Origin of the sequence: Klebsiella oxytoca NBRC 105695, assembly GCF_001598695.1 — a bacterium.
Classification (GTDB): Bacteria; Pseudomonadota; Gammaproteobacteria; order Enterobacterales; family Enterobacteriaceae; genus Klebsiella; species Klebsiella oxytoca.
In genome coordinates this window covers 250,122-270,419 of sequence record NZ_BCZK01000004.1, presented here as the reverse complement: position 1 = coordinate 270,419, position 20,298 = coordinate 250,122, and the positions used below count along the sequence as shown (strand labels likewise).

The window sequence follows — 20,298 nt, the reverse complement described above, 5'->3', positions numbered from 1 at the left end:
ATCCAACTCGGGTTATTACCAAAAAATCGGCGACCTGTGCAATTGCACATTGTTCCAGCCCCGCCTTGTCGGGTAATAGATAGTCATGCGAATTGAGGGGTTATTCACCAATAAGACTGAAGGATGTCATGAACCACTTTATTTTAAGCGATAGTCATAAGTGCATCGGATGCAAGGCTTGTGAAGTTGCCTGCGTCATGGCGCATAACGATGAGCAGCATGTATTGACCCCGCAGCGTTTTTTGCCGCGCATTACGGTTATCAAAAATGAGCAAAAGCGTAACGCAGTAACCTGTCACCACTGTGAAGGCGCGCCGTGCGCACGCAGTTGTCCAAATGACGCCATCAGCCAGCTTAACGGCAGCGTCCAGGTGAATCAGGAAAAATGCATCGGCTGTAAATCCTGTATGGTTGCCTGCCCGTTTGGCGTGATGCAAATCGTCCTGACGCCGGTACAGGAGGGCAGAGTCAAAGCGACGGCGCATAAGTGCGATTTGTGTAACGGTCGCGAAGAGGGGCCTGCCTGCGTGCAAAACTGCCCGGCCGGGGCGCTGGAGCTGGCGACGGACAGCACGCTGATGAATCTGGCGAAACAGCGGCGTCAGCGCGCGGCGCGTCTGGGTCACCCCGGCGCCCCGATGGCATCTTGCTCCGCCGGGAAAGTCGCACAGATGGCCGCGACGCCGCCGCGCGGCGAGCCCGACAAGCTATCCGCCGCAGCGCGTAAGGCTAATTTTGCCGAAATTTATCTTCCGTTCAGCGCCGGACAGGCCAATCACGAGGCGGAACGCTGCCTGAAATGCGGCGAACACAGCATTTGTGAATGGACCTGCCCGCTGCACAACCATATTCCGCAGTGGATTGAGCGGGTGAAAGAGGGGGATATCGCCGCCGCCGTTGAGCTTTCTCATCAGACCAACTGCCTGCCGGAAATAACCGGTCGCGTCTGCCCGCAGGACCGCCTGTGCGAAGGGGCCTGCACGCTGCGCGATGAGCACGGTTCGGTGACTATCGGCAACATTGAACGCTATATCTCCGACCAGGCGCTGGCCAACGGCTGGCGGCCGGATCTTTCGCAGGTCGTGAACAGCGGTAAGCGGGTGGCGATTATCGGCGCCGGTCCAGCCGGTCTCGCCTGCGCCGACCGGCTGGTGCGCAACGGCGTAAGCCCGGTGGTGTTTGACCGCCATCCGGAAATCGGCGGCCTGCTGACCTTTGGCATTCCGGCCTTCAAGCTGGATAAATCCCTGCTTGCCCGGCGGCGTGAAATCTTCACCCAAATGGGCGTACGCTTTGAGCTGAACTGTGAAATAGGCAAGGATATTCCGCTGACGACGCTGCTTGATGAATATGATGCGGTATTTATTGGCGCAGGAACCTATCGCTCCATGAAAGCGGATCTGCCGAATGAAGACGCGCCCGGCGTTTACGATGCGTTGCCGTTTCTGATCGCGAATACTAAACAGGTTATGGGGCTGCTGGAGCTGCCGGAAGAGCCTTACGTCAATACCGAGGGACTGAACGTCGTGGTACTCGGCGGCGGCGATACGGCAATGGACTGCGTGCGCACCGCGCTGCGCCACGGCGCAAAGCAGGTCACCTGCGCCTATCGTCGCGATGAAGCCAACATGCCCGGTTCGAAGAAAGAGGTGAAAAACGCGCGCGAAGAGGGGGCATTATTTGAATTTAACGTCCAGCCGGTCACCCTGGAGCTGAACGAAGAGGGGCACGTCAACGGCGTGCGCTTCCTGCGAACCCAGCTTGGCGCGCCGGATGCACAGGGACGCCGCAGCCCTTCGCCAATCCCCGGAAGCGAGTTCGTGATGCCCGCCGATGCGGTGATTATGGCCTTCGGTTTCCATCCGCACGGTATGCCGTGGCTGGAATCGGTGGGCGTGAAGCTCGACAGCCGCGGCCGAATAAAGGCCAATGTGGAAAGTCGCTATCGTTACCAGACCACTCATCGTAAGGTGTTTGCCGGCGGCGATGCGGTGCGCGGCGCCGATCTGGTGGTAACTGCAATGGCGGAAGGCCGCCACGCGGCGCAGGGGATCATGGACTTCCTCGAGGTTAAACCGATTTCGCTTCACTAACGACAAAGCGGGTTCCGCAGCGTAGTATGACATCGTTATTTCACGCTGTGGGGCCCGTATGTCACTCAATATCAACATTATCAAAGATAAAATCCTCTCCGAAAACTGGTTCGTTTTGCGCAACATGACCTATGAGCTGACGCGCAGCGACGGCAACGTGGTTCGCCATAAACGCGAAGTCTACGATCGCGGCAACGGTGCGACCATCTTGCTGTATAACCGCCATAAGCAGACCGTCGTGCTGGTTCGCCAGTTCCGCATCGCGACCTGGGTAAACGGCAACGAAGACGGGATGTTGATCGAAACCTGCGCCGGGCTGCTGGACAGCGACGAGCCGGAGGCGTGCGTGCGTAAAGAAGCCATTGAAGAGACCGGCTTCGAAGTCGGCGAAGTGCGCAAACTGTTTGAACTGTTTATGTCGCCCGGCGGCGTCACCGAGCTTATCCATTTCTTTATTGCCGAATATAACGATACCCAGCGGGCCAACGACGGTGGCGGCGTTGATGATGAAGAGATCGAGGTGCTGGAGCTCCCTTATCATCGGGCGCTGGAGATGATGGCCAACGGGGAAATCCGCGACGGCAAAGCGGTGATCCTGCTGCAATATTTGCAAAACTCCGGGCTGATGAACGGGGATCTCTGATAAATCCGATTGAGTAAAACCTCGCCGCTGGCGAACATAGCCGCTGTTTATGGCGTGTTCATCGGGGTTGTGCCGCTCATGTGGTATCGGGTTATTTTGTTTCTGCTTTGCGGTTTGCTGCCGGCATCGCTGGTGCGGGCGGCGCCGGCGCAACAGCTCTTCAGCGACTGGCAGGTGACCTGCAACAATCAGAACTTCTGCGTAGCCCGCAACGTCGGGCTACACCACGGCCTGGTGATGACCCTTACCCGCAGCGCCGGAGCGGCAACCAGCGCCAGCCTGCGTATTGAGCAGGGAGGCGTGGGCAACCCGGTGGCGGCGCTGGCGCCGATAGCGCCCCGGCTTCAGCTCGATGGCAAACCCCTGGCCTTGAGCGATACACACTGGCAGATTGCCGACAAACTGCTGAAAACTGACGATAACGTCACCATTGACGCATTCCTGCAGCAAGTGCAAAACGCGCAGACCATCACGCTTGAAAAGGGTCTCCAGACTGTTTCTCTGCAGGGGCTCAAAGCCGCCCTGCTGTTTATTGATAGCCGGCAAAAGCGGGTGGGGAGCGAGACCGCATGGGTCGGCAAGGGGGAAGAGCCGCCGCTCAGCGTACCGCCTGCGCCGGCGCTGCGATCGGTGGTGAAAATGGAGGGGGCGCAGTCGCCCCTGAGCCGCGATGAACTTAACGATCTGATGGATTATGGCAATGAGCGCATGAACAGCAGCGCCTGTTCGCTGGATCCGTTTCGCCGCGAGGTACGGGTGTCCGCGCTGACCGACGAGAAGGTCCTGTTGATGACCAGCTGCGAAGCGGGCGCCTATAATACCATTTGGCTGGCCTGGCTGGTTTCGCGCCAGCGGCCATATATTGCTCATCCGGTACGACTCACGCTGCCCTTCCAGCCACCCGGCGATGCGCCGCGTGACGTCGAGCTGGTGAACGCCAGCTACGACGATCGGCACCAGGAACTGGTGACCCTCGATAAAGGGCGCGCACCCGGCGATTGCGGTATCCAAACGCGCTGGCGCTATGACGGCCAGCGGTTTAGCCTGGTACGCTACGCGCAGCAGCCGCAGTGCGATAACTGGCAGGGGCCAGACGCCTGGCCCACGCTATGGGTTACCCGTTCTGTAGCTCATCCGCTACGCTGACGATATGCTCAACGGTAAAGCCGAAGTAAGGGAAGAGCTTATCGGCCGGCGCCGATTCGCCATAGCCGGTCATACCGACGATTTTTCCTTTTAGCCCCACGTATTTATACCAGTAGTCGGCGATGCCGGCTTCGACGGCGACGCGGGCGCTGACGTCCGAGGGCAGGACGGATTCCCGATACGCCTCATCCTGCGCATCAAAGACATCGGTCGATGGCAGGGAAACCACGCGCACGTTCACCCCTTTGGCCAGCAGCTTCTCCGCCGCCAGCACGGTTATCTCGACTTCCGAACCGGTGGCTATCAGGATCAGGTCCGGCTTGCCGCCTGCGTCCTTCAGCACGTAGCCGCCGCGGGCGATATTCTGTACCTGCTCCGGCGTGCGCGCCATTTGCGCCAGATTTTGCCTGGAGAGGATCAGCGCCGTCGGTCCGCTATGGCGCTCTACCGCCAGCTTCCACGCCACCGCGGCTTCTACCTGATCGCACGGTCGCCAGGTGCTGAAATTTGGCGTCAGGCGCAGGCTGGCCAGCTGTTCGACCGCCTGGTGCGTCGGGCCATCTTCGCCGAGACCGATGGAGTCGTGGGTATAGACCATGATTTGCCGCGCTTTCATCAACGCCGCCATACGCGCCGCGTTGCGGGCATATTCGACGAACATGAGGAAAGTGGCGGTATAGGGCACAAACCCGCCGTGATGCGCGATGCCGTTGGCGATGGCCGTCATCCCGAATTCACGAACGCCGTAGTGGATATAGTTACCCGCTGGATCCTCTTTCAGCGAAGTTGACCCTTTCCAGATGGTCAGGTTGCTGGGCGCGAGGTCGGCGGAGCCGCCCAGCAGTTCCGGCAGGTGCGGGCCGTAGGCATCGAGGGCATTTTGCGAAGCCTTACGGGTGGCGATTTTCGCCGGGTTAGCCTGCAGATCGGCGATATACTTCTGCGTCGTTTCATCCCACGACTCAGGCAGTCCGCCGCTCATGCGCCGCGTAAACTCCGCCGCCAGCTGCGGATGGGCCTGCTGATACGCAGCAAACTTCTCCTGCCAGCTTTTCTGCGCCTTTTGCCCTTTTTCACGCGCATCCCAGGCCCGGTAAATCTCTTTCGGGATCTCAAACGCCGGGTGATGCCAGCCGAGTTTCTGACGCGCCAGCGCCACTTCCTGTTCCCCCAGCGCGGCGCCGTGGGCCTCTTCTTTCCCGGCTTTATTCGGCGAACCGAAGCCTATCACCGTACGGCAGATAATCAGCGAGGGTTTGTCCTTCACGCTCTGGGCTTCCAGAATCGCTTTCTTCACGGCTTCGGGGTCGTGGCCGTCAATTTCATGCACCACATGCCAGTGATAGGCCTCAAAGCGTTTTGCCGTGTCATCGGTAAACCAGCCCTTCGTTTCACCATCGATGGAAATGCCGTTGTGGTCGTAGAAGCCGATCAGCTTGCCCAGTCCTAACGTCCCCGCCAGGGAACACACTTCATGAGAAATCCCCTCCATCAGGCAGCCATCGCCCATAAACACGTAGGTGAAGTGATCGACAATTTCGTGTTCCGGCTGGTTAAACTGCGCCGCCAGCGTGCGCTCGGCGATAGCCAGACCCACGGCATTTGCCAGTCCTTGCCCCAGCGGACCGGTGGTGGTTTCCACCCCCGGCGTATAGCCAATCTCCGGGTGACCCGGGGTTTTTGAATGCAGCTGACGGAAGTTTTTTATCTCTTCGATGGGCAGATCGTAACCCGTCAGATGCAGCAGGCTGTAGAGCAGCATTGATGCGTGACCGTTGGAGAGAATAAAACGGTCGCGGTCGTACCATTTTGGGTCTTCAGGATTGTGCTTAAGGAAATCGTTCCACAGCACCTCGGCGATATCGGCCATACCCATTGGCGCGCCAGGGTGGCCGGAGTTGGCTTTCTGTACTGCATCCATACTCAGGGCGCGGATGGCGTTGGCTAGTTCTCTACGGGACATAATGTGCTCCTGAAACAATGAGTTGCATGAGTTTTTATTGGTTTAGGATAGAGAGGGTGATGAGTTGCATAACTAAAAAGCATAGCAGACGGGGCTATCATTGCCTCCGAATCTAAGTTACATAAACATTATAAATCGATAACAAACATAACTTTGTTATGGCGAGAGTATGGCGGTGTTCAAAGTTTACGAAGCCGTCAGGCGAGATACTAGGTAGCCCTTTAGGGTGAACACCAGGTACGCCATTACGTTTCACCCCCTACGATCGATACGTGAAAGGAACGATAAAATGGATGAGCAGTTAAAACAAAGCGCCCTTGATTTCCACGAATTCCCGGTCCCCGGAAAAATCCAGGTCTCCCCGACAAAACCGCTTGCTACCCAACGCGATCTGGCTCTGGCCTACTCGCCGGGTGTCGCCGCCCCCTGTCTGGAAATCGAGAAGGATCCGCTGGCAGCCTATAAATATACCGCCCGCGGCAACCTTGTGGCGGTGGTGTCCAACGGCACGGCGGTGCTGGGACTGGGCAATATCGGCGCGCTGGCCGGTAAGCCGGTAATGGAAGGTAAAGGCGTTCTGTTTAAAAAATTCGCCGGTATCGATGTATTCGATATTGAAGTTGATGAGCTTGACCCGGACAAATTTATCAACGTCGTTGCAGCGCTGGAGCCGACCTTCGGCGGTATCAACCTCGAAGATATTAAAGCGCCGGAGTGCTTCTACATTGAGCAGAAGCTGCGCGAGCGCATGAATATTCCGGTCTTCCATGACGATCAGCACGGGACGGCGATTATCAGTACCGCGGCGATTCTGAACGGTCTGCGGGTGGTGGAGAAAAATATCTCCGACGTGCGGATGGTCGTATCAGGCGCGGGCGCGGCGGCGATTGCCTGTATGAACCTGCTGGTAGCGCTGGGAATGCAGAAACACAACATTGTGGTCTGCGACTCGAAAGGGGTTATCTATAAGGGCCGTGAGCCGAATATGGCGGAGACGAAAGCGGCCTATGCGGTAGAAGACAGCGGCAAACGTACGCTGGATGATGTGATTGACGGGGCGGATATTTTCCTCGGCTGCTCGGGCCCGAAAGTGCTGACCCAGGAAATGGTTAAAAAGATGGCCCGCGCGCCGATGATTCTGGCGCTGGCTAACCCTGAGCCGGAAATTCTGCCGCCGCTGGCGAAAGAGGTGCGCTCCGACGCCATTATCTGCACCGGCCGCTCCGACTATCCGAACCAGGTGAACAACGTGCTGTGCTTCCCGTTCATCTTCCGCGGCGCGCTGGACGTCGGCGCAACGGCGATTAACGAAGAGATGAAGCTGGCGGCGGTGCATGCGATTGCCGAACTGGCTCACGCAGAACAGAGCGAAGTGGTGGCCTCCGCCTACGGCGATCAGGACCTGAGCTTCGGCGCGGAATATATCATTCCGAAGCCGTTCGACCCGCGGCTGATCGTCAAGATTGCTCCGGCGGTGGCGAAAGCGGCGATGGACTCCGGCGTCGCAACGCGCCCAATCGCCGATTTTGATGCCTACATCGAGAAGCTCAGCGAGTTTGTCTACAAAACGAATCTGTTCATGAAGCCGATTTTCTCGCAGGCGCGCAAAGAGCCGAAGCGGGTGGTGCTGGCGGAAGGCGAAGATACCCGCGTGCTGCACGCGACTCAGGAACTGGTCTCCCTGGGGCTGGCGAAACCGATCCTTATCGGCCGGCCCGGCGTCATTGAGATGCGTATTCAGAAGCTGGGGCTGCAGATCAAAGCCGGCGTTGATTTTGAGATCGTGAATAACGAATCCGATCCGCGCTTTAAAGAGTACTGGAACGAGTATTACAACCTGATGAAGCGCCGCGGGATCACCCAGGAGCAGGCGCAGCGGGCGGTGATCAGCAATACCACGGTCATCGGCGCGATCATGGTGCAGCGCGGCGAAGCCGATGCGTTGATCTGCGGCACCATTGGCGACTATCACGAGCACTACAGCGTAATACAGCCGCTGTTTGGCTACCGCGAAGGGGTTCATGCGGCAGGGGCGATGAATGCGCTGCTGCTGCCGAGCGGCAACACCTTTATCGCTGACACCTACGTTAACCACGATCCGTCGCCGGAGCAAATTGCCGAAATCACCCTGATGGCGGCAGAAACCGTTCGTCGATTCGGGATTGAGCCGCGGGTAGCGCTGCTTTCGCACTCGAACTTTGGTTCTTCGGACTGCCCGTCCGCCAGCAAAATGCGCCAGGCGCTGGAGCTGGTGAAGACGCAGGCGCCGGATTTGATGATCGATGGCGAAATGCACGGCGATGCCGCGCTGGTGGAAAGCATTCGCAATGAGCGGATGCCGGACAGCCCGCTGAAAGGTTCAGCCAATATCCTGGTGATGCCGAATATGGAAGCGGCCCGTATTAGTTACAACTTACTTCGCGTTTCCAGCTCGGAAGGCGTGACCGTGGGGCCTGTGCTAATGGGGGTCGCAAAGCCGGTACATATCCTGACGCCAATTGCGTCGGTACGGCGTATCGTGAATATGGTCGCGCTGGCGGTTGTTGAAGCGCAAACTCAGCCGCTGTAATTATCATTTAATTAATTCAGGCGCGGGAATTCTCCCGCGCTTTTTTATTTCTGTTTATAAGTGATCTATCTCACTTTTCAAATCAACTTGCCGAATTTTGTTATTTACTCCAGCGGAAACTTGTCACGATAAGCGCAAGTTTTAGCGGAGCGGTGAGTTATGGATAAAGAACGCATCATTCAGGAGTTTGTCCCCGGCAAGCAGGTGACGCTGGCGCACCTGATTGCGCACCCTGGGGCAGAACTGGCGAAAAAGATCGGCGTTCCCGAATCCGGCGCTATCGGCATTATGACCTTAACCCCTGGCGAAACCGCCATGATCGCCGGTGATTTAGCGATGAAAGCCGCCGATGTGCATATCGGTTTTCTCGACAGGTTCAGCGGCGCGCTGGTGATTTACGGCTCAGTGGGAGCGGTTGAAGAGGCGCTGATTCAGACGGTTAGCGGGCTTGGTCGATTATTAAATTACACCCTCTGCGAGTTAACTAAAAGCTAATTAGAGGCTGCGATGAAGCGTATTGCATTTGTCGGTACGGTGGGCGCGGGAAAAACAACGCTATTTAATGCGCTGCACGGGAATTATTCCCTCGCGAGAAAAACGCAGGCCGTGGAATTTAATGAAAAAGGCGATATCGACACCCCAGGAGAATATTTTAGTCATCCTCGCTGGTATCACGCATTAATTACCACGCTGCAGGATGTCGATACGCTGATTTATGTCCACGCGGCAAATGATACCGAAAGTCGTCTACCCGCCGGGTTACTGGATATTGGGGCGAATAAACGCCATATCGCCGCGATTAGCAAAACGGACATGCCGGACGCTAACGTCGCCGCGGTGCGGCAACTGCTGTACGAGATGGGGTTTCAAGAGCCAATTTTCGCGCTCAACGCTCACGACCCGCAAAGCGTAGAGCAGCTGGTGAATTACTTGAGTGAGCTCAGCCAAAAGGAGGAAGGGGCAGGTGAAGAAACTAATCACAGCTAACGATATTCGTGCGGCCCACGCGCGAGGTGAAGAGGAAATATCGGTTGTGCTGCGCGCCAGCATCATCACCCCGGAAGCTCGTGAAGTCGCGGAGCTGCTGGGCGTCGCCATCAAAGAGTGCGATGAGTCCGCGCCAGAAGCGGCGGTACCGGTGGAGGAGGGCAAAACCGAAAGCCAGCGCATTCGCGAAACCATTATTGCCCAGCTGCCGGAAGGGCAGTTTACCGAAAGTCTGGTCGCGCAGCTGATGGACAAGGTGATGCAAGAAAAACAGTCGCTGGCGCTGGGCGATATGCAGCCCAGCTTTAAGGCGGTCACCGGTAAAGGCGGCGTCAAAGTCATTGACGGCAGCAGCGTGAAATTTGGCCGCTTCGACGGCGCGGAACCGCACTGCGTCGGCTTAACGGATTTAGTCACCGGGCAGGACGGTAGCAGTATGGCCGCTGGATTTATGCAGTGGGAAAACGCCTTTTTCCCATGGACGCTGAACTATGACGAAGTCGACATGGTGCTGGAGGGAGAACTCCACGTACGCCATGAAGGTGAAACCATGGTGGCCAAAGCCGGCGATGTGATGTTTATCCCGAAAGGCTCCAGCATTGAATTCGGCACGCCATCGACCGTGCGCTTCCTGTACGTCGCCTGGCCTGCGAACTGGCAATCGCTATGAAAGATTTTATTACCGAAGCCTGGCTCAGAGCGAACCATACGCTCAGCGAAGGGGCAGAAATTCATCTGCCCGCCGACGCTCGTCTGACGCCTTCGGCCCGGGAACTGCTGGAGAGCCGCCGTTTGCGCATTAAGTTTCTCGATGAGCAGGGAAGCCTGTTTGTCGATGACGACGCGCAGCAGCCGCAGCCGGTACACGGTTTAACCAGCAGCGACACACATCCGCAGGCCTGCTGCGAACTGTGCCGCCAGCCGGTCGAAAAAAAACCGGACACCCTGACCCATCTGACGGCGGACAAAATGGTCGCTAAAAGCGATCCGCGCCTGGGCTTTCGCGCCGCGCTCGACGCCACCATCGCCCTGGCGGTATGGCTGCAAATTGAACTGGCGGAGCCATGGCAGCCCTGGCTGGCGGATATCCGCTCGCGTCTGGGCAATATTATGCGCGCCGACGCTATGGATGAACCGCTGGCGGCGCAGTCCATCGTCGGCCTGAACGAGGATGAACTGCATCGCCTTTCCCACCAGCCGCTGCGCTATCTCGGCCACGATCATCTGGTGCCTGAAGCCGCTCACGGCCGCGATGCCGCCTTGCTCAATCTGCTGCGCACCCGGGTTCGGGAGACGGAAACGATCGCCGCCCAGGTCTTTATTACCCGCAGCTTTGAGGTCCTACGACCGGACATTCTGCAGGCGCTCAACCGCCTCTCCAGCACCGTCTACGTGATGATGATTTTATGCGTGGCAAACCATCCGCTAACCGTCAGCCAGATCCAACAAAGCCTGGGAGGAGAGCAATGATTATCCAACGCGCGCGTCAGCTGGCTTTGCGTTCGCCCGCCCGGGTGGTGTTTCCGGATGCCCTGGACATTCGCGTTCTTAAAGCGGCGCACTACCTGCAGCAGCAGGGGCTGGCAAAGCCGATTTTGATCGCCAGCCCTTTTGCTCTGCGTCAGTTCGCCCTCAGCCACCGGTTGCCGATGGACGGAATGCAGATTGTCGATCCGTACAGCAACCGGCAAATGCGCGCCGCCTTTGCCCGGCGCTGGCTGGATCGGGCCGGGGAAAAAACGCCGCCGGACGCGGAGGAAAAACTCAACGACCCGCTGATGTTCGCCGCCGCCATGGTCAGCGCCGGAAAGGCCGACGTGTGTATTGCCGGCAATCTCTCCTCGACGGCGAACGTACTGCGCGCCGGATTGCGCATTATTGGCCTTCAGCCTGGCTGCAAAACGCTGTCGTCGATCTTTCTGATGCTGCCGCAGTACGTCGGACCGGCGCTGGGATTTGCCGACTGCAGCGTGGTGCCGCAGCCGACGGCGGCGCAACTGGCGGATATCGCTATCGCCAGCGCTGAGACATGGCAGGCGATTACCGGCGAGGAGCCGCGGGTGGCGATGCTGTCGTTTTCCAGCAACGGCAGCGCCCGCCACCCCAACGTCGCCAACGTACAGCAGGCCACAGAGATCGTGCGTCAGCGCGCTCCGCAGCTGATGGTGGATGGCGAACTGCAGTTTGACGCCGCCTTCGTGCCGGAGGTCGCCGCGCAAAAAGCGCCCGACAGCCCGCTGCAGGGACGGGCCAATGTGATGGTTTTTCCATCGCTGGAGGCGGGCAACATCGGCTACAAAATCGCCCAGCGTCTGGGCGGCTATCGTGCGATCGGGCCGCTGATTCAGGGGCTGGCCGCACCGCTCCATGACCTCTCCCGAGGCTGTAGCGTGCAGGAAATTATCGAACTGGCGTTAGTGGCAGCCGTGCCGCGCCGGAGTGACGTAAGCAGCGATTGCCGCTTACCCATGCAGGTTGAATGAACGGTCCCGTTCTGGACCCCCTTACGCAAGAGGAAAACACAATGGAAGCATTAGGAATGATTGAAACCCGGGGCCTGGTTGCGCTGATTGAGGCCTCTGATGCGATGGTAAAAGCCGCGCGCGTGAAGCTGGTTGGCGTGAAGCAGATTGGCGGCGGACTGGTCACCGCGATGGTGCGCGGCGACGTGGCGGCGTGCAAGGCCGCTACCGATGCCGGCGCCGCTGCGGCGCAGCGTATCGGCGAGCTGGTCTCAGTGCACGTGATTCCGCGTCCGCACGGCGATCTGGAGGAGGTGTTCCCCATCAGTTTCAAAGGCGACAGCAACATCTGATGGTTAGCCGGATAAGGCGCGCCGGGGTTGTCCTTCGGCATTAACGCGCGCCATTGCCTGATGGCGCTGCGCTTATCCGGCCCATGACTCACCACGCAATCCAGGGAGGCGGGTATGAAACTGGCAGTCGTCACGGGACAAATTGTCTGCACCGTCCGCCATCAGGGGCTGGCGCACGACAAGCTGCTGATGGTGGAGATGATTGATGCTGCGGGCAAGCCCGACGGACAGTGCGCCGTCGCCATCGACAGCATCGGCGCGGGGCCCGGCGAATGGGTGCTGCTGGTCAGCGGCAGCTCGGCGCGACAGGCACACCGCAGCGACGCGTCTCCTGTGGATTTGTGCGTCATCGGTATCGTCGATGAAGCGGTGGCCGGCGGCCAGGTGATTTTCCATAAATAGGACTGAACATCATGAACCAACAGGATATTGAACAGGTGGTGCAAGCCGTACTGCTGAAAATGAAGGACAGCAGCCAGCCGGACAGCGCCGTTCATGAGATGGGCGTCTTTGCCTCCCTTGATGACGCCGTCGCGGCGGCAAAGCTGGCTCAGCAGGGGCTGAAAAGCGTGGCGATGCGCCAGCTGGCGATTCACGCCATTCGTGAGGCAGGCGAAAAACATGCCAGAGAATTAGCGGAGCTTGCCGTCAGCGAAACCGGCATGGGACGCGTTGAAGATAAATTTGCCAAAAACGTGGCCCAGGCGCGCGGCACGCCGGGCGTCGAATGTCTCTCCCCGCAGGTGCTGACCGGCGATAACGGCCTGACGTTGATAGAAAACGCGCCGTGGGGCGTGGTGGCCTCGGTCACCCCCTCCACCAACCCGGCGGCAACGGTGATTAATAACGCTATCAGCCTGATTGCCGCGGGCAACAGCGTGGTGTTCGCCCCGCATCCGGCGGCGAAAAGAGTCTCTCAGCGGGCGATTATGCTGCTCAACCAGGCGGTAATTGCCGCGGGCGGTCCGGCCAATCTGCTGGTCACCGTGGCGAACCCGGATATCGAAACGGCCCAGCGGCTGTTTAAGTATCCCGGCATTGGTCTGCTGGTGGTCACCGGCGGCGAAGCGGTGGTGGAGTCCGCACGCAAGCATACCAATAAACGTCTGATTGCCGCCGGGGCCGGTAACCCGCCGGTAGTGGTCGACGAAACGGCCGATCTGGCGCGCGCCGCGCAGTCCATCGTCAAAGGCGCCTCGTTTGATAACAACATTATCTGCGCTGACGAAAAGGTGCTGATTGTCGTCGATAGCGTCGCCGACGAGCTGATGCGCCTGATGGAAGGCCAGCAGGCGGTGAAGCTCAGCGCGGCCCAGGCCGAGCAGCTTCAGCCGGTGCTGCTGAAGAATATCGATGAGCGCGGCAAAGGTACGGTCAGCCGTGACTGGGTGGGACGTGACGCGAGCAAGATTGCCGCCGCTATTGGCCTGAGCGTTCCGCCGCAGACGCGCCTGCTGTTTGTTGAAACGCCGGCCAGCCATCCGTTTGCCGTGACTGAACTGATGATGCCGGTACTCCCTGTCGTACGGGTGGCCAGCGTCAATGACGCTATCGCGCTGGCGGTACAGCTGGAAGGCGGCTGCCACCATACGGCGGCGATGCACTCGCGCAATATCGACAACATGAATCAGATGGCCAACGCCATTGATACCAGCATTTTCGTCAAAAACGGGCCGTGCATTGCCGGGCTCGGGCTGGGCGGAGAGGGCTGGACCACCATGACCATCACTACGCCGACCGGGGAGGGGGTAACCAGCGCACGTACCTTTGTCCGTCTGCGTCGCTGCGTGCTGGTGGATGCGTTCCGCATCGTATAAGGAGTGAAAGAGATGGCGCACGACGAACAACGTTGGCTCACTCCCAGGCTACAAAAAGCCGCGGCCCTGTGTAACCAGACGCCTGCGAACAGCGGTTCGCCGCTGTGGCTGGGCGTGGATTTAGGCACCTGCGATGTCGTGTCGATGGTGGTCGATGGCGATGGCCAGCCGGTTGCAGTGTGCCTGGACTGGGCTGACGTCGTGCGCGACGGCATCGTCTGGGATTTCTTCGGCGCCGTTACCCTCGTGCGCCGCCATCTCGACGTTCTTGAACAGCAGCTCGGCTGCCGCTTCACCCATGCGGCGACCTCGTTTCCGCCGGGTACCGACCCGCGTATTTCGATCAACGTACTCGAATCTGCCGGCCTGGAAGTTAGCCACGTGCTGGATGAACCGACCGCGGTGGCGGATCTGCTGCAGCTTGATAACGCCGGCGTGGTGGATATTGGTGGCGGCACCACCGGCATCGCCATCGTTAAGCAGGGTCTGGTGACCTACTCCGCCGATGAAGCGACCGGCGGCCATCATATCTCCCTGACCCTCGCCGGAAATCGTCGCATCCCGCTGGAAGAGGCGGAGCAGTACAAGCGCAGCAACGCGCAGGAGATCTGGCCGGTGGTGAAGCCGGTGTACGAAAAAATGGCGGAGATCGTTGCTCACCATATTGAAGGACATGGCATTGCCGATTTATGGCTGGCGGGCGGCTCCTGTATGCAGCCGGGCGTGGACGCGCTGTTTCGCAAACGCTTCCCGGAATTACGGGTGCATTTACCGCAGCACAGCCTGTTTATGACCCCGCTGGCGATAGCCAGCAGCGGGAGAGAGATAGCGGAGGGAATCTATGCAAGCTGAACTGCAGACGGCGCTCTTTCAGGCGTTCGATACCCTGAATCTGCAGCGGGTGAAAACCTTCAGCGTGCCGCCGGTAACGCTGTGCGGCCTCGGCGCGCTGAGCGCCTGCGGACAGGAGGCGCAAGCGAGGGGCCTAAGCCATCTGCTGGTGATGGTCGATAGTTTCCTGCATCAGGCGGGAATGACCGCCGGGCTTGCTCGCAGCCTGGCAATGAAAGGGGTGACGATGACCGTCTGGCCCTGTCCGCCGGGAGAACCGTGCATTACCGATGTCTGCGCGGCGGTGGCGCAGCTGCGCGAGTCGAAGTGCGACGGCGTGGTGGCCTTTGGCGGCGGTTCGGTGCTGGACGCGGCGAAAGCGGTCGCGCTGTTAGTCACCAACCCGGAGCAGACGTTAAGCGCGATGACGGAAAGCAGCGTACTGCGCCCGCGTCTGCCGCTGATTGCGGTGCCGACCACCGCCGGAACCGGCTCGGAAACCACCAACGTGACGGTGATTATCGATGCAGTCAGCGGGCGTAAGCAAGTGCTGGCCCATGCCTCGCTCATGCCGGACGTGGCGATTCTCGACGCCGCCCTGACCGAAGGCGTTCCGCCACAGGTGACGGCAATGACCGGGATTGACGCGCTGACCCACGCCGTTGAGGCATACAGCGCGCTCAACGCGACGCCCTTCACCGACAGCCTGGCGATTGGCGCGATAGCGATGATCGGCCAGTCGTTGCCGAAGGCAGTTGGCTACGGCCAGGATCTTGCCGCGCGCGAAAGTATGCTGCTGGCTTCCTGTATGGCGGGGATGGCCTTTTCCAGCGCGGGTCTGGGCTTATGTCATGCGATGGCGCATCAGCCTGGCGCAGCGCTGCATATTCCGCACGGCCAGGCCAACGCCATGCTGCTGCCGACGGTGATGGAGTTTAACCGCATGGTGCGCCGCGAGCGTTTCAGCCAAATCGGCCGGGCGTTAACCGGTAAGAAAACCGACGATCGTGAGGCTATCGCCGCCGTACGCGAGCTGATTGCTGAAGTGGGCCTGAGCAAACGACTCTCGGATGCCGGCGCGATGGCCGAACATTTCAGCGCATGGGCGCAGGCGGCGCAGGAGGACATTTGTCTGCGCACTAATCCACGCACCGCCAGCCGGGAGCAGATTATCGATCTGTACGCGGCGGCGCACTGATGCGGCGTTAACCCCGGCTGATTATCCCGGAGGCGACGCTGCGCGTCTGTCCGGGCTACCAGCCCGTAGCCCGGGCAAGGCGCAAAGCGCCGCCCCCGGGAGAAGTGCGCAAAACGTTACAGAATTTCCCGGAGGCGATGCCGGGCTACCGTCCTGGCGTTGGTTGTATGCCCATGGGACGTCTTTACACATAACGAATGACAGGGAGTAAGGGCTATGGGAATTAACGAAATCATCATGTACATCATGATGTTCTTTATGCTGATTGCCGCCGTGGACAGGATCCTGTCGCAGTTTGGCGGCTCGGCGCGCTTTCTCGGCAAGTTTGGTAAAAGCATTGAGGGCTCCGGCGGCCAGTTCGAAGAGGGGTTTATGGCGATGGGGGCGCTGGGCCTGGCGATGGTCGGGATGACCGCGCTGGCGCCGGTACTGGCGCACCTGCTCGGGCCGGTGATTATTCCGCTGTATGAAATGCTCGGCGCCAACCCGTCGATGTTTGCCGGCACGCTGCTGGCCTGCGATATGGGCGGTTTCTTCCTCGCCAAAGAGCTGGCGGGCGGCGACGTGGCGGCGTGGCTCTATTCCGGCCTGATCCTCGGGGCGATGATGGGGCCGACGCTGGTGTTCTCCATTCCGGTCGCGCTCGGCATCATCGAACCCTCTGACCGCCGCTACCTGGCGCTGGGCGTGCTGGCCGGGATCGTTACGATTCCGATCGGCTGTATCGCCGGCGGTCTGGTGGCCATGTACTCCGGCGTGGAGATTAACGGTCAGCCGGTAGAGTTTACCTTCGCGCTGATCCTGATGAATATGATCCCGGTGCTTATCGTCGCGGTGCTGGTCGCGCTGGGGCTGAAGTTTATTCCGGAAAAAATGATCAACGGCTTCCAGATCTTCGCCAAATTTCTGGTGGCGCTGATCACCATCGGCCTGGCGGCAGCGGTCATCAAGTTCCTGCTGGGCTGGGATCTGATCCCGGGACTTGATCCGATCTTTATGGCTCCCGGCGACCAGCCCGGCGAGGTGATGCGCGCCATTGAAGTCATTGGATCGATATCCTGCGTGCTGCTCGGCGCTTATCCGATGGTGCTGCTGCTGACCCGCTGGTTTGAAAAGCCGCTGATGCGCGTCGGTAATCTGCTGAAAATCAATAATATGGCCGCCGGAGGCATGGTGGCGACGCTGGCCAACAACATCCCGATGTTCGGCATGATGAAACAGATGGATACTCGCGGCAAAGTCATTAACTGCGCGTTCTCCGTCTCCGCCGCTTTCGCGCTGGGCGACCATTTAGGCTTCGCCGCCGCCAACATGAACGCCATGATCTTCCCGATGATCGTCGGCAAGCTGATCGGCGGCGTTACCGCCATTGGCGTGGCGATGCTGCTGGTGCCGAAAGATGAAAACGCACCGGCGGCGGCGACAACCGAAGCGGAGACGCAATCGTGAAAACTCGCCAGCTGCTGAGCGTCGGCATCGATATCGGCACCACCACCACTCAGGTGATCTTCTCCCGCCTTGAGCTGGTTAACCGTGCGGCGGTGTCGCAGGTGCCGCGCTACGAATTCATCAAACGCGAAATTAGCTGGCAAAGCCCGGTCTTCTTTACCCCGGTTGATAAACAGGGCGGTCTGAAGGAGGACGAACTCAAGGCGCTGATTCTGGCGCAGTATCAGGCCGCAGAGGTTGCCCCAGAATCGGTGGACTCCGGGGCGATCATTATCACAGGCGAAAGCGCGAAAACCCGCAACGCAAGGGCGGCGGTGATGGCGCTCTCGCAGTCGCTGGGTGACTTTGTGGTGGCCAGCGCCGGGCCGCATCTGGAATCGGTGATTGCCGGTCACGGCGCCGGGGCGCAAACCCTTTCTGAACAGCGGATGTGCCGGGTGCTGAACATTGATATCGGCGGCGGTACCTCAAATTACGCGCTATTTGAAGCGGGAAAAGTCAGCGCCACCGCCTGCCTGAACGTTGGCGGACGCCTGCTGGAGACCGACGGCCAGGGACGGGTGGTTTATGCCCATCAGCCGGGGCAAATGATCGTCGATGAGGTTTTTGGCGCAGGCGTCGATGCGCGCGCGTTGAGTGCTTCGCAGTTAGCGCAGGTAGCGCGTCGGATGGCGGATCTGATCGTCGAAGTTATCGACGGCACGCTCTCTCCGCTGGCGCAACGGCTGATGCAAACCGGCCTGCTGCCCGCAGGCGCGGTACCCGAGGTGATTACCCTTTCCGGCGGAGTGGGCGAGTGCTACCGCAACCAGCCTGCCGACCCGTTCTGTTTTGCGGATATCGGACCGCTGCTGGCCACGGCGCTGCACGAGCATCCGCGGCTGCGGAAGATGAACGTGCAGTTTCCGGCGCAAACCGTGCGCGCCACGGTGATTGGCGCCGGCGCGCATACGCTCTCGCTTTCCGGCAGCACTATCTGGCTGGAAGGGGTTCAGCTCCCGCTGCGCAATCTGCCGGTGGCGATCCCGCTTGATGAATCCGATCTGCTGAGCGCCTGGCAGCAGGCGCTGCTGCAGCTCGATCTGGATCCGGGATCGGATGCTTACGTGCTGGCGCTTCCTGCTTCGTTGCCGGTGCGCTACGCCGCCCTGCTGGTGGTGATTGACGCGCTACTGGCTTTTGTCGCGCGCTTTCCCAATCCGCATCCCCTGCTGGTGGTGGCCGAGCAGGACTTTGGCAAAGCGCTGGGCATGCTGCTGCGCCCGCAGCTGCAACAACTCCCGCTGGCGGTCATCGATGAGGTGAGCGTACGGGCGGGGGACTATATCGACATTGGTACGCCTCTTTTTGGCGGATCGGTTGTGCCGGTGACGGTGAAATCACTCGCATTTCCTTCCTGAGGGAACGACTTATGAAATTAAAGACCACATTGTTCGGCAATGTTTATCAGTTTAAGGATGTAAAAGAGGTGCTGGCTAAAGCCAACGAACTGCGTTCGGGGGATGTGCTGGCGGGCGTGGCGGCAGAAAGTTCGCAGCAGCGCGTAGCGGCGAAGCAGGTGCTCTCCGATATGACGGTCGCCGATATTCGTAATAACCCGGTGATCCCTTATGAAGAGGACTGCGTGACGCGCCTGATTCAGGACGATGTCAACGAAACCGCTTATCAGCGGATTAAAAACTGGACCATCAGCGACCTGCGCGAATACGTGCTCAACGATGAAGTCACCAGCGACGATATTGCGTTTGTGCGCAAAGGGCTGACCTCAGAAGTGGTGGCGGCGGTGGCGAAGGTCTGTTCCAACGCCGACCTGATTTACGGCGCAAAGAAAATGCCGGTGATTAAAAAAGCCAACACCACCATCGGCCTGCCGGGCACCTTTAGCTGTCGCCTGCAGCCGAACGATACCCGCGATGACGTGCAGAGCATTGCGGCGCAAATCTACGAAGGGCTCTCGTTCGGCGCGGGCGATGCGGTGATCGGCGTTAACCCGGTGACCGATGACGTGGAGAACCTGACCCGCGTCCTCGATACCGTCTACGGCGTTATCGACAAGTTTAATATCCCGACTCAGGGCTGCGTGCTGGCGCACGTCACTACCCAGATTGAAGCGATCCGCCGCGGCGCGCCGGGAGGGCTTATTTTCCAGAGCATCTGCGGCAGCGAAAAGGGGCTAAAAGAGTTCGGCGTGGAGCTGGCGATGCTCGATGAAGCGCGGGCGGTCGGCGCCGAGTTCAACCGTATCGCCGGAGAAAACTGCCTCTATTTTGAAACCGGGCAGGGCTCGGCGCTGTCGGCTGGCGCGAACTTCGGCGCCGATCAGGTGACGATGGAGGCGCGCAACTATGGCCTGGCGCGGCACTACGATCCGTTCCTCGTCAATACCGTTGTGGGCTTTATCGGGCCGGAGTACCTCTATAACGACCGGCAGATTATTCGCGCCGGTCTCGAAGATCACTTTATGGGCAAGCTGAGCGGCATCTCGATGGGCTGCGACTGCTGCTACACCAACCATGCTGACGCCGATCAGAATCTCAATGAAAACCTGATGATTCTGCTCGCCACCGCCGGTTGCAACTACATCATGGGCATGCCGCTCGGCGACGACATCATGCTCAACTATCAGACCACCGCGTTTCACGATACCGCCACCGTCCGTCAGCTGCTGAATCTACGGCCGTCGCCGGAGTTCGAACGCTGGCTGGAAACCATGGGCATTATGGCAAACGGTCGTCTGACCCAACGGGCGGGCGATCCGTCACTGTTCTTTTGATGACGCGGGGATGA

General features: G+C 59.5%; 17 protein-coding genes and 1 pseudogene. 17 read left to right on the top strand and 1 reads right to left on the bottom strand.

The features are described from left to right. Window positions 1–128: 128 nt before the first annotated feature. From aegA to KO1_RS09305, 3 genes and pseudogenes are all read left to right on the top strand, one after another. The gene (gene aegA / locus KO1_RS09315; RefSeq protein WP_024274544.1) at window positions 129–2,093 is read left to right on the top strand and encodes a formate-dependent uric acid utilization protein AegA; all 1,965 of its coding nucleotides are present in this window, start codon (window positions 129–131) and stop codon (window positions 2,091–2,093) included. A 58-nt stretch (window positions 2,094–2,151) separates the two neighbouring features. Continuing rightward, a pseudogene (gene nudK / locus KO1_RS09310) lies at window positions 2,152–2,749 on the top strand (GDP-mannose pyrophosphatase NudK). A gap of 65 nt (window positions 2,750–2,814) precedes the next feature. Further along, entirely contained in the window at window positions 2,815–3,882 is a 1,068-nt protein-coding gene (locus tag KO1_RS09305; protein ID WP_064406917.1) for a DUF1176 domain-containing protein, read from the top strand. Here KO1_RS09305 and tkt read toward each other — a convergent pair. Beyond that, a complete protein-coding gene (tkt, locus tag KO1_RS09300; protein WP_004104397.1) occupies window positions 3,851–5,845 on the bottom strand; it encodes a transketolase in 1,995 nt (664 codons plus the stop codon). The two genes, KO1_RS09305 and tkt, sit on opposite strands and share 32 nt — an antisense overlap. Window positions 5,846–6,134: 289 nt before the next feature. Here tkt and maeB point away from each other — a divergent pair, with 289 nt between their 5' ends. The 14 genes from maeB to eutB all read left to right on the top strand — a co-directional run bounded on the left by maeB (window position 6,135) and on the right by eutB (window position 20,284). Next, a complete protein-coding gene (gene maeB, locus KO1_RS09295) occupies window positions 6,135–8,414 on the top strand; it encodes an NADP-dependent oxaloacetate-decarboxylating malate dehydrogenase (RefSeq protein ID WP_004104396.1) in 2,280 nt (759 codons plus the stop codon). A 159-nt stretch (window positions 8,415–8,573) separates the two neighbouring features. Beyond that, entirely contained in the window at window positions 8,574–8,909 is a 336-nt protein-coding gene (eutS, locus tag KO1_RS09290) for an ethanolamine utilization microcompartment protein EutS (protein WP_004104395.1), read from the top strand. Window positions 8,910–8,921: 12 nt separating this feature from the next. Beyond that, window positions 8,922–9,401, top strand: coding sequence for an ethanolamine utilization acetate kinase EutP (gene eutP, locus KO1_RS09285; RefSeq protein WP_004114369.1), 480 nt, complete (start codon window positions 8,922–8,924; stop codon window positions 9,399–9,401). After that, window positions 9,379–10,071: an ethanolamine utilization acetate kinase EutQ gene (gene eutQ, locus KO1_RS09280; protein ID WP_064371082.1), complete on the top strand. Its 693-nt coding sequence runs from the start codon at window positions 9,379–9,381 to the stop codon at window positions 10,069–10,071. The genes eutP and eutQ overlap by 23 nt, the downstream gene beginning before the upstream one ends. Beyond that, the gene (gene eutT / locus KO1_RS09275; protein WP_064406903.1) at window positions 10,068–10,871 is read left to right on the top strand and encodes an ethanolamine utilization cob(I)yrinic acid a,c-diamide adenosyltransferase EutT; all 804 of its coding nucleotides are present in this window, start codon (window positions 10,068–10,070) and stop codon (window positions 10,869–10,871) included. Before eutQ ends, eutT begins: the two co-directional genes overlap by 4 nt. Continuing rightward, complete coding sequence (gene pta, locus KO1_RS09270) at window positions 10,868–11,884, top strand: phosphate acetyltransferase (protein WP_004104391.1); 1,017 nt, start codon at window positions 10,868–10,870, stop codon at window positions 11,882–11,884. The genes eutT and pta overlap by 4 nt, the downstream gene beginning before the upstream one ends. A 41-nt stretch (window positions 11,885–11,925) precedes the next feature. Further along, window positions 11,926–12,216 carry an ethanolamine utilization microcompartment protein EutM gene (gene eutM, locus KO1_RS09265; RefSeq protein ID WP_000387720.1) on the top strand — a complete coding sequence of 97 codons (291 nt, stop codon included), beginning with the start codon at window positions 11,926–11,928 and terminating at the stop codon, window positions 12,214–12,216. Between the two features lie 114 nt (window positions 12,217–12,330). Continuing rightward, window positions 12,331–12,618 carry an ethanolamine utilization microcompartment protein EutN gene (gene eutN, locus KO1_RS09260; protein ID WP_004104386.1) on the top strand — a complete coding sequence of 96 codons (288 nt, stop codon included), beginning with the start codon at window positions 12,331–12,333 and terminating at the stop codon, window positions 12,616–12,618. An 11-nt stretch (window positions 12,619–12,629) separates the two neighbouring features. Continuing rightward, entirely contained in the window at window positions 12,630–14,033 is a 1,404-nt protein-coding gene (locus tag KO1_RS09255; RefSeq protein WP_064406902.1) for an aldehyde dehydrogenase family protein, read from the top strand. Between the two features lie 12 nt (window positions 14,034–14,045). Continuing rightward, entirely contained in the window at window positions 14,046–14,885 is an 840-nt protein-coding gene (eutJ, locus tag KO1_RS09250) for an ethanolamine utilization protein EutJ (protein ID WP_064344182.1), read from the top strand. After that, window positions 14,875–16,062, top strand: a complete 1,188-nt coding sequence (eutG, locus tag KO1_RS09245; RefSeq protein ID WP_049591730.1) for an ethanolamine utilization ethanol dehydrogenase EutG — start codon at window positions 14,875–14,877, stop codon at window positions 16,060–16,062. Before eutJ ends, eutG begins: the two co-directional genes overlap by 11 nt. Before the next feature lie 216 nt (window positions 16,063–16,278). After that, window positions 16,279–17,511, top strand: coding sequence for an ethanolamine utilization protein EutH (gene eutH / locus KO1_RS09240; protein WP_004104378.1), 1,233 nt, complete (start codon window positions 16,279–16,281; stop codon window positions 17,509–17,511). Beyond that, window positions 17,508–18,911: an ethanolamine ammonia-lyase reactivating factor EutA gene (eutA, locus tag KO1_RS09235; protein WP_016809545.1), complete on the top strand. Its 1,404-nt coding sequence runs from the start codon at window positions 17,508–17,510 to the stop codon at window positions 18,909–18,911. Before eutH ends, eutA begins: the two co-directional genes overlap by 4 nt. An 11-nt stretch (window positions 18,912–18,922) precedes the next feature. Then, entirely contained in the window at window positions 18,923–20,284 is a 1,362-nt protein-coding gene (gene eutB / locus KO1_RS09230; RefSeq protein ID WP_004104373.1) for an ethanolamine ammonia-lyase subunit alpha, read from the top strand. Window positions 20,285–20,298: the final 14 nt, after the last annotated feature.

What these genes read in the sequence shown, in the direction of transcription:
- aegA (WP_024274544.1), top strand. Translation starts at nt 129, where the DNA reads ATGAACCACTTTATTTTAAGCGATAGTCATAAGTGCATCGGATGCAAG.
- KO1_RS09305 (WP_064406917.1), top strand. Translation starts at nt 2,815, where the DNA reads ATGTGGTATCGGGTTATTTTGTTTCTGCTTTGCGGTTTGCTGCCGGCA.
- tkt (WP_004104397.1), bottom strand. Translation starts at nt 5,845, where the DNA reads ATGTCCCGTAGAGAACTAGCCAACGCCATCCGCGCCCTGAGTATGGAT.
- maeB (WP_004104396.1), top strand. Translation starts at nt 6,135, where the DNA reads ATGGATGAGCAGTTAAAACAAAGCGCCCTTGATTTCCACGAATTCCCG.
- eutS (WP_004104395.1), top strand. Translation starts at nt 8,574, where the DNA reads ATGGATAAAGAACGCATCATTCAGGAGTTTGTCCCCGGCAAGCAGGTG.
- eutP (WP_004114369.1), top strand. Translation starts at nt 8,922, where the DNA reads ATGAAGCGTATTGCATTTGTCGGTACGGTGGGCGCGGGAAAAACAACG.
- eutT (WP_064406903.1), top strand. Translation starts at nt 10,068, where the DNA reads ATGAAAGATTTTATTACCGAAGCCTGGCTCAGAGCGAACCATACGCTC.
- pta (WP_004104391.1), top strand. Translation starts at nt 10,868, where the DNA reads ATGATTATCCAACGCGCGCGTCAGCTGGCTTTGCGTTCGCCCGCCCGG.
- eutM (WP_000387720.1), top strand. Translation starts at nt 11,926, where the DNA reads ATGGAAGCATTAGGAATGATTGAAACCCGGGGCCTGGTTGCGCTGATT.
- eutN (WP_004104386.1), top strand. Translation starts at nt 12,331, where the DNA reads ATGAAACTGGCAGTCGTCACGGGACAAATTGTCTGCACCGTCCGCCAT.
- KO1_RS09255 (WP_064406902.1), top strand. Translation starts at nt 12,630, where the DNA reads ATGAACCAACAGGATATTGAACAGGTGGTGCAAGCCGTACTGCTGAAA.
- eutJ (WP_064344182.1), top strand. Translation starts at nt 14,046, where the DNA reads ATGGCGCACGACGAACAACGTTGGCTCACTCCCAGGCTACAAAAAGCC.
- eutG (WP_049591730.1), top strand. Translation starts at nt 14,875, where the DNA reads ATGCAAGCTGAACTGCAGACGGCGCTCTTTCAGGCGTTCGATACCCTG.
- eutH (WP_004104378.1), top strand. Translation starts at nt 16,279, where the DNA reads ATGGGAATTAACGAAATCATCATGTACATCATGATGTTCTTTATGCTG.
- eutB (WP_004104373.1), top strand. Translation starts at nt 18,923, where the DNA reads ATGAAATTAAAGACCACATTGTTCGGCAATGTTTATCAGTTTAAGGAT.